This window comes from Actinomyces gaoshouyii, from assembly GCF_002072175.1.
GTDB lineage: Bacteria > Actinomycetota > Actinomycetes > Actinomycetales > Actinomycetaceae > Actinomyces > Actinomyces gaoshouyii.
Window position 1 is genome coordinate 62776 of sequence record NZ_MVIV01000010.1, and the last position, 8985, is coordinate 71760.

The following is an 8985-nucleotide window of genomic DNA, read 5'->3' on the forward strand; positions in this document are numbered from 1 at the left end:
CTGTCTCACTCCCCTTCCCGGGCTCACTGCGCCTTTGGTCCGTCATCAGACATGGGCCCGTTGATGAAAGAATGTCAGGGCATCCGCCGGGCGCCACCGGCGGGCAAGGGGACATCGCCCCGGACATGACCGCTTCTCAATGACGACCCTGCGCGCCGAGGCCGGGCAGGACCGGAAGGCTACGACCATCGTGACCCACGGACTACTCACCCATCTGCACGACAACCCGGTTCTCGTGCTGTTCCTGCTCATCGGGCTGGGCATGCTCGTCGGCCATATCAAGGTGCGGGGGGTCAGCCTGGGCGCGGCCGCCGTCCTCTTCGCGGGCATCGCCCTGGCGGCCTGGGGGATCTCCCAGCAGGTCGAGATCACGATCCCGGCCCCGCTGGGGACGCTCGGCCTGGCGATCTTCACCTTCGCCATCGGCATCCAATCGGGCCCCAACTTCTTCCACGTGCTGCGCACCGCGGCGGGGCCCCTGGCGCTCATGCTGTTCTTCTTCCTCGTGGCTGCGGGCGCCGGCCTGGGCCTGGGCCACATCCTGGGCATGGATTCGGCCCAGATCGCCGGCACCTTCGCCGGGGCGCTCACCAACACGCCGGCGCTGGCCGCCGCGGGCAACGCCGCCACTCTCTCGGGCAATCCCGACGGCGCGGCCATCGCCACGGTCGGCTACGCCGTCGCCTACCTGTACGGCGTCATCGGGATGCTGTTCTTCAGCCTCCTGGCCCTGCGCTACCGCAGCTCGGACCGTGACAAGCCCTCGCCCCTGGCCAACCGCACGATCCGCGTGGAGCGCTCCGACGGCCCGATGATCGCCGATATCGCGGCCAGGATCTCCGGGGAGCTCAAGTTCTCGCGCCTGCGGCGCGGCGAGACCGGGCCGATCACTCGCCCCTCGGGCGAGGACCGCGTGTTCGAGGACGACCTGGTGACCGTCGTCGGCACCCAGGACGCCGTCAACCAGGTCATCAAGGAGTTGGGGCACGGCTCGTCGCACTCCCTCATCGAGGATCGCAAGTACCTCGATTTCCGGCGCATCACCGTCTCGGACCCGAAGCTCGCCGGCCGCACCCTGGCCGACCTCGATATCGACCACCGCTTCGGCGCGACGATCTCGCGCGTGCGGCGCGGCGACGTCGACATGGTCGGCACCCCGGACCTGGTCCTCCAGCAGGGGGACCGCGTGCGCGTCGTCGCCCCGACCGGGCGGATGGCCGAGGTATCGAAGTTCTTCGGGGACTCGGCGCGGGGCCTGTCCTCGCTCAACCCCATCGCGCTCGGCCTGGGAATGGCCCTGGGCATCGTCATCGGCGAGTGGAAGATCCTCACCCCCTCCGGCGCCACGTTCTCCATCGGCTCGGCGGCCGGCACGCTCCTCGTCGGACTCGTGTTCGGCCGGATCGGGCGCATCAAGGGCTTCGTGACCGCGATCCCCTTCACCGCCACGGCCGTGCTCGCCGAGTTCGGGCTCTTGGTCTTCCTCGCCCAGGCGGGAACGAAAGCGGGCGGCCAGATTGCCGACGCCTTCACCGGCGGCGACTGGTGGAAGATCCTGCTCACCGGCTTCGTCATCACGACGATCGTCGGCATGGGCCTGTACGCCTCGATGCGCTGGATCGTGAAGATGGGCGGGACGCGCCTGTCCGGGCTCATCGGAGGGGCGCAGACCCAGCCGGCGGTGCTGGCCTTCGCCAACGAGCGCACCGGGGCCGACCCCCGGGTGGCACTGGGCTACGCGATGGTCTACCCCGTGGCCATGATCGTGAAGATCCTCATCGCTCAGATCCTCGGCGGCCTGTGAGGCGCGGCCCGCGGGCGCGAGGAGGGCCCGGGCTCACTCATGGTGAGCCCGGGCCCTCCTCGCCGGTGCTTCTTACTGGCGCGGGCCGCTCTCAGTCGCCCTCGGGCTCCGGCAACTCGATCATGCCGGAGGTGGGCATGTCGTGGCGCCAGTTGCGGTCCGTCATGATGCGGGCCAGCGCGAGGCCCACGCCGATGGCGGTGATGACGAAGAGGACCTCCGCGATGCTGGCGGCCGCCTGGCCGACGGCCACCCGCGTGTCGACCGTGTGGTCGTTGAGCGCGGAGATCGCGCGGTAGAAGGGGACACCGGGGATCATGATGACGACCGCCGGCACGGACAGCGCCACGCGGGACAGGGAGGCCCGCGAGACGAAGGCCTGGGCGAGCAGGCCGATGACGACGGCGGCCAGCCCCACGGCCATCTGCCACGGAACGTGGTGAACGTCGATGAGGACGAGCCTGCCCGTGTTCGCCACGGCTCCGATGATCGCGGAGATGAGGCAGGCGCGCGCCCGCGCGTTGAACAGGACGGCGAAGCCGTAGGCGGCGACAAAGGAGCACAGGAGCCGGAGGCCGTAGAGGAGCGGTCCTTCGGGGGTGGGGGCCGCTGTGCCGGTGACGTCCCAGTCGGCGATGGAGGTGACGGTCCAGACGGCGACGCCGGCCGCCATCATGACCATGATGACGTAGGACATGCGGGACACCGCGGAGGAGAAGTCCTGGCGGAACAGGTCGAGCATGGCGGTGACCATGGGGAAGCCGGGGATGAGGAAGAGGATTGCGGAGATGATCCCGCCCTGGTGCCCCGGCGAGATGAGCCCGGCGGTGCTGAGCCCGGCGATGACCGCCATGTAGAGGGTGGATGCGATGACGCCGCTGACGAGCCATGCGTAGAAGTGCTGCATATGGCGCACGAGCATGGCCCGGCGCACCGCCTGCCCGAGCGCCGCGGCGACGAGCACCGCGAGGCACTCGGCCCATCCTCCCTTGTTGAGGAAGCAGAACCCTGCGCAGGCGACGCCGGAGGCCAGGGCATTGGTGATGGGGCCGTAGAGCCCGCGCATCGACTCGACCTCGGTGAGCTTGGCCTCCAGGATCTCGACGCGCTCGTGCGCACGCAGATCGTGGACGATGCGGCGCAGCGCTTCGAGCCGATCGACATTGACGCCGACGCGGCGCACCTCGGCGGCCTCCGTGCGGAAGCGCTCCCCCTCGTAGGAGGAGGTGACGAGCTCCGTCATGGTGACGGTCGCCTGGTGGCGGTCGATGCCGACGGCGGAGGCGGCCCTGGCCATCGCCGACTTCACCCGGTAGGAGCCGGCACCGGCGGCGAGCATGAGCTTGCCGAGGTGGAGGACCACCTCGGACTGCTGCATCAGCCTATCGGCGTCGAGGCCGGATTGGGGGCCATGAGGATCGGTGGGAGGAGGCGTCTCATTCACGCCGTTATGCTGCCCTGACACCGCTGGCCCGGGTAGGGCCCGAAGGACCAATGCGTCGCGTGGCGCTGAGCACGTCTCCCCATGAGGCGCCGGGGCGCGGGGCACCCGGCGGATTGACAGCGCGAGGGGGCCCTGGTGCCATATGCGGCATGACAGGCAACGAACAGCAGTCGCGTGTTCGCGCCGCGGATGTGGCCACCGCCGCGGGAGTGTCGACGACCGCCGTGTCCTTCGTGCTCAATGGCCGCGACGAGGGCAATATCTCGCCCGCGACGCGTGAGCGCATCCTGCGGGCGGCGCAGGAGCTCGGCTACCGCCCCAACCATGTCGCGCAGAGCCTGCGGAGGAACTCGACCAACTCGATCGGGCTGGTCACCGATGCCTTCGCATCCTCGCCCTTCGGGGGCAGGCTCCTCGCCGCGGCGACTGAGGAGGCCAACTCCGCCGGCGACGCCCTGCTCATGATGGACCTCGGTGGCCGCATGGATCGGGCCGCGGAGGCGATCGAGGCCCTGGAGAGCCGTCAGGTCGACGCCATCATCTACGCGACGATGGGATTCACCGAGCTCGACGAGCCCCCGGCATCCCGCGTCCCTCTCGTGCTCGCCAACTGCGTCACGCATCGCCCCAGCAGGCCCTCGGTGAGCCCCGACGACGCCGGTGGGGCCGCCGCCGCCCTCGAGCATCTGGCGGGCCTGGGCCATCGGCGCGTAGCGATGCTGGGAGGGCACTACTCCCCCGGCGCGCGACCGGTCGACGTCGGGAACGTCTCGGGCCCGATCCGCTGGCGGGCATTCCGGGCCGCCGCCGGGCGGAGGGGGATCGATGCCCGGCTCGTTGGCCGGGGGTGGATGATCGACGATGGCTACACCGCCGCGATGGAGGCGCTCGGCCCGCCGGAGCCGGAGCGGCCGACGGCGCTCTTCGCCGCCTGCGACCGGGTCGCGGCCGGGGCGCTGCTGGCGGCCGCGCGCCTCGGGATCTCGGTTCCCGACGATCTGTCGATCATCGGCTTCGACGATCAGGAGGCACTGGCGGAGAGTCTCGTCCCGCCGCTGACCACTGTCGCTCTCCCCCACGCCCTCATGGGCTCCACCGCGGTCGCGATGGCCCTGGAGGCTGTCCGGGGGGAGACGCCCGACCCCTCCCATCGCATCCTGGAGTGCCCTGTCGTGGTCCGCGGCTCGACGGCGCCGCCCCGGCCGTGACGATCGCCGTCGAGCCAGCGGCTCCTGCGCGCGGCCCTCAGGGGACTCGCGGGATGATGGCCGCGGCCCTGGCCGTCCTATCGGTGGCGCAGCGCAGTTCCCATGGCTCGTCATGGCGCCATGTCGCAGGGATCCCCGAATAGCGGTAGAGCTCGAGCACGGCGCCGTCGACCCAGATCTGGTCCCCTGGGGACAGGTCGACCTCCCCCCGGACGGGGTGGCTGAGCCGCGCGCCGTCCCCGAGGACGTCGATCACCCAGCGCCGATCGGCGAGCACAGTCCGCCCGGCCGGTAGCGCGCCCGCATCACCGATGAGGGCGGTGGCCGCGCCCAGATCGATCCTGGAGCGCACCTCACCGCCGACCAACGACAGGCGCCGGGGAAGACTGAGGCAACCCGAGTGGTCGCGCACCGCTGGGTCCTGGTCCGGCTGGCGCACCCAGCCGAGGAGAAGAGGATCGGCATCCGCGAGCGCGACCTGCGGAGCGTAGAGGTCGGCGCCGTCGTCGAGGATGTGAGCTCTCTCGGTGATGAAGCGGAGCCGCCCGTCCTGCTCTGCGAGGTCGCCAATGGCGGCGACGACCTCGCAGAGCCGTCCCTGGTGGTGGAGGGAGACGATCAGGACCCACCGCCCGCCGAGCGGGAACAGCTGGGGGCACTCCCAGATGTCGGCGCTCCCGATCCGCCTGATCAGGGGATCGTCGTCGACGAGCAGCCCGATATAGCGCCAGTCGGTCTCGCACTCGCGGTCGAACAGAGCGATGGCGGGGCTGCCATCGGCCAGGCCCGCCCCGAGCACCGCCAGCCGGCGGCCCTGGTGCTCGAGCACATACGGGTCGCGCATGATGACGATGCCGTCGGAACTCGGGGTGCGCCCCACGACGACCGGCGGCCCCCAATCGCGCAGGTCGGGGCTGCCCCAGCGCAGGCAGATCGTCGAGCCGGCCGAGGCGTCCACGACTCCGGAGTACGCGACGGCGGGCCGGTCGTGCCCGGGCACGAACACCCCCGACCAGCAGCCGAAGGAGTCGGGCCCGCCGGGCGTCGGCGAGAAGGCGATGGGCTCGTCCTTCCAGTGGGCAAGATCCCTGCTGGTGGCGTGGCCCCAGGAGATATGGCCGTGGACGGGGGCGTGTGGATTGTGCTGGTAGAACACGTGCCAGACGCCGTCGACGCAGGTGATGCCGTTGGGGTCGTTGAGCCATCCCCTCGCGGGGCGCAGGTGGTAGCTCGTGGTGGGCGCGCCCATTGTTCCGGTCCTCCTTATCGGTGCGATCCCGCCGTCAGCCCCTCGCGCAGCGTGCGCTGACCGAAGGCGAAGACGAGGAACGCGGGGATCATCGAGATCACGACGCCCGCCAGGACCGTGGCCACGGACCCCGTGCCCATATTGCCCTGGAGGGACACCAGTCCCAGGGGAAGGGTGAAGTTCTTCTCGCTGATCTCGAGGATCAGGGGGCGGAAGAACTCATTCCAGTGGAAGTTGAAGGCCAGGATCCCCACGATCGCCATTCCCGGCATCGCCAGGGGGGCGTAGATGGAGCGGAAGGTGCGCCACGCCCCCGCGCCGTCGAGCTCGGCAGCCTCCCCCAGCTCCGCGGGAAGTCCGAGGAAGTACTGGCGCATGAGGAAGGTCCCGAAGGCCGTGGGTATGGCCGGGAGGATGAGGGCGACGAGGGTGTCGGCCAGGTGCATGCCTCGGATGAGCATGAACACCGGGACGATAGTGACCTGCATCGGTACCATCATCGTAGCGAGAATGAAGGCGAACAGCATCTTCTTGCCCCGGAACTCGAACCGGGCGAAGACGTACCCGGCCATCGCGGCCGAGAGCATCTGCCCGATGGCGATCGCGCCGGTGACGAGCACTGAGTTGAGGATGAGCAGCCACATGTCGACCTTCTTGAACACCGCCGAGTAGGAGGATAGGTCGAAGGCGCTGGGGATGATGGAGCCGTCGGCGGATAGCGACTCGGCGGGTGGCCGCATCGAGGCCAGGATCGTCCAGATCACTGGGGCGAGAGTGACCAGGCTTGCAAGGCCGAGGACTGCGTAGATGGCGAGTTTCTTCATGGGTCAGACTCCTCAGCCGTAGAACACGAAACGTCGGGACAGGCGGAACTGCAGCGCCGTCACCAGCATGATGACGATGGTCAGGATCATCCCGATCGCGGAGGCCCTGCCGAACTGGAGCTGTTTGAACGCCGACTCGTAGATCACCATGACCGCGGTGCGGGTGGAGTCCCCCGGACCTCCTCGCGTGAGAACGTAGGGCTGGTCGAAAATCTGCAGGGCGGAGATGATCGCCATGACGGAAGCAACCAGGGTTGTGGGGCTGACCAGTGGGAAGGTGATCCTCCAGAACTGCTTCCAGCCCGTGGCGCCATCGACTTGGGCGGCCTCGTAGACATCCTTGGGGATGGAGGAGAGCCCGCCGAGGAACAACAGGAACGAGAACCCGAAGTTCTGCCACACGTAGACCAGGACGACCACCGCCATCGCCCCTCCTGTGGAGGTCAGCCAGGGGACGTTGCCGACACCGAGCATGGAGAGCAGGTGGTTGACCAGGCCGAAGTTCTCATTGAACAAGTAGGTCATGATGATGGAGACCGAGGCCGCGGACAGGATGAGGGGGAAGAAGAGCACCGAGCGGAAGAACGACCTTGCCATGCTGGGCATCCTCGTATTGACAAGGACCGCCAGCGCCAGGGCGACCGCGAGTTGCAGGGTCACGGCGACGAGGACGAAGCCGATGGTGTTGAGGAAGGAGACTCGGATCGTCGGGTCGGCGGCGATGCTGGTGAAGTTGTCCAGGCCGACGAACCTCGGGGGCGTGATGATGTCCCACGAGAAGAAGGCGAGACCGATCGAGGCGAGGATCGGCAGGAAGCTGAAGACGCCCAGCCCGACCACCGTGGGTGCGAGGAACAACCAAATGAGGACTTTCCGTTGCATGTCATGCCTCCAGGGCTCGGGTGAGATCGGCGTCGAGTCGCTCCAGGGCACCGGGGAGGGCGCCGGCCGAGCCGGTCACCGCGCCCAGGACGTTCTTGATGAGCGCTGTCTCAACAGCGGCCTGCTGCGGTGGCGCGGGAATGGGAGCGCAGGGATGCTCATCAAGGGTGTCGTAGAAGACCTTCCAGTGGGCGGGCCCCTTCCCCGCGTAGAGGGCCTCGTTGCACATGGACCGCCGGGTGGGCGTGGTGTCGGGCTTGGTGAAGGCCAGGCTCATGCCCTCCGGGGAGGTGCAGAATTTCACCCATTCCCAGGCCTCGTCCTTGCGCCTGGAGGTCTTGAGTATGGCGTAGCCGGCGGCGCCGAACTGGTGGCGCTGCGAGCGCCCCCGAGGGAAATAGGCGACGTCGTAGTCCTCCGGTGCGAGCCCGGCCTCCGTCAGGCCCTGGACCCAGTAGCCGCCCGCCGGTGTCATTCCGATGGAGCCGCCCGAGAACTGCCCGACGAGCTCGTTGCCGCCGCCCTGGGCAGGGCTGGTGCCCAGGCCCTCCTCCACGACCTCGCGCAGGAACTCGAAGGACTCGAGCACACGGGGGTCGGAGGCGTTCGAGGCCTCCCAGAGATAGCCACCGGAATAGGTGTCCTCCTGGCCCGGGTAGAACTGTTGCCAGAGCCACTGGCCGCCGTCTGCCTTCTTCTCCGTCAGGAAGCTGGTGTCGTTGGCGTAGAGCCACGGCACCACTCCTCCCCATAGCCGGTTGGTCCAGTAGAACGGGATGAATCCGGTGTCTGCGGAGCTCCTCATCTGGCGCGCCATCGCCAGGAAGTCATCTTGCGTCCAGTTGGTGGCGGGGTAAGCCACCCCCGCGCGCTCCATCGCCGCGGTGTTGAGGTACATGTTGGCGGCGTTGAAGTCGATGGGCATCTGGTAGAGGGAGCCCTTGTACATGAACGCCTCGACGAGACTCGGGTGAACGTCGTCGAAGTAGTTCTTGACCTCGGCGGCGTCGCGGGTGATGTAGGCGTCGAGGGGCTCGGCGAGCCTCTCGGCGAAGAGCTGGGCGCCCTCGGTCGCCACGACGCACACATCGGGCGGCGTGCCGGCTGCCACCATGGTGAGGATCTTGGCGAAGAAGTCCGCCCAGTCGGCGCCCTGAACCGCCTGGAGCCGGACTGGGATATCGGGATGTTGGGCGGTGAAGGCGTCGACGAGCGACTTGCGCGCGGCCGCATCCTGGTTGGTCCCCAGGATCGCGATCGACAGCGAGTTGTCGTAGCGGCCCGGGATGTCCGCCCCGATCAGACGTGACCACTGACTGCCGAGGAGGGCCGCTGAGCCCACCCCCACGGCGCCTGTCAGCAGTCCGCGTCGGGAGAGCTGAGTCATCATTGACCTCCTGCCTAATTCGATTTAGGTAGGATCATTGTTACCCCCGCCACAGGTGATGTCAAGCCCGTCCATGTGGGTTGCTGTGGTGTGGTGGCTGGGTGTGGGGGGCGATCTGGGCTCGCGTGTGCGGTGCGGGCCTGCGCGGGCAGTGGTGGTGTGTCCTGTGAGCCGCGTGGATGAGGGC

At 68.6% G+C, this 8985-nt stretch carries 7 protein-coding genes; 2 read left to right on the plus strand and 5 right to left on the minus strand.

From position 1 onward, the window contains the following. Positions 1 to 190 precede the first annotated feature (190 nt). Positions 191 to 1804: an aspartate:alanine exchanger family transporter gene (locus B1H50_RS08540; protein ID WP_095532529.1), complete on the plus strand. Its 1614-nt coding sequence runs from the start codon at positions 191 to 193 to the stop codon at positions 1802 to 1804. A 91-nt stretch (positions 1805 to 1895) separates the two neighbouring features. Here the strand turns inward: B1H50_RS08540 and B1H50_RS08545 are convergent, their stop codons facing one another. Beyond that, a complete protein-coding gene (locus B1H50_RS08545; protein WP_080463353.1) occupies positions 1896 to 3182 on the minus strand; it encodes a threonine/serine exporter family protein in 1287 nt (428 codons plus the stop codon). Between the two features lie 215 nt (positions 3183 to 3397). Between B1H50_RS08545 and B1H50_RS08550 the strand changes: the two genes are divergently transcribed. Further along, complete coding sequence (locus B1H50_RS08550; RefSeq protein WP_095532527.1) at positions 3398 to 4456, plus strand: LacI family DNA-binding transcriptional regulator; 1059 nt, start codon at positions 3398 to 3400, stop codon at positions 4454 to 4456. Between the two features lie 37 nt (positions 4457 to 4493). Here B1H50_RS08550 and B1H50_RS08555 read toward each other — a convergent pair whose 3' ends face one another. The 4 genes from B1H50_RS08555 to B1H50_RS08570 are packed head-to-tail and all read right to left on the minus strand — an operon-like array spanning position 4494 to position 8798. Then, complete coding sequence (locus tag B1H50_RS08555; RefSeq protein ID WP_080463355.1) at positions 4494 to 5705, minus strand: glycoside hydrolase family 32 protein; 1212 nt, start codon at positions 5703 to 5705, stop codon at positions 4494 to 4496. 14 nt (positions 5706 to 5719) lie between these two features. Further along, on the minus strand, positions 5720 to 6529 hold the full coding sequence (locus B1H50_RS08560) for a carbohydrate ABC transporter permease (RefSeq protein WP_080463356.1): 810 nt from the start codon (positions 6527 to 6529) through the stop codon (positions 5720 to 5722). A gap of 12 nt (positions 6530 to 6541) precedes the next feature. Next, entirely contained in the window at positions 6542 to 7387 is an 846-nt protein-coding gene (locus tag B1H50_RS08565; protein ID WP_229657980.1) for a carbohydrate ABC transporter permease, read from the minus strand. A 25-nt stretch (positions 7388 to 7412) separates the two neighbouring features. Next, positions 7413 to 8798 (minus strand): ABC transporter substrate-binding protein, encoded by a 1386-nt coding sequence (locus B1H50_RS08570; protein WP_080463358.1) that lies wholly within the window; start codon positions 8796 to 8798, stop codon positions 7413 to 7415. Positions 8799 to 8985 lie beyond the last annotated feature (187 nt).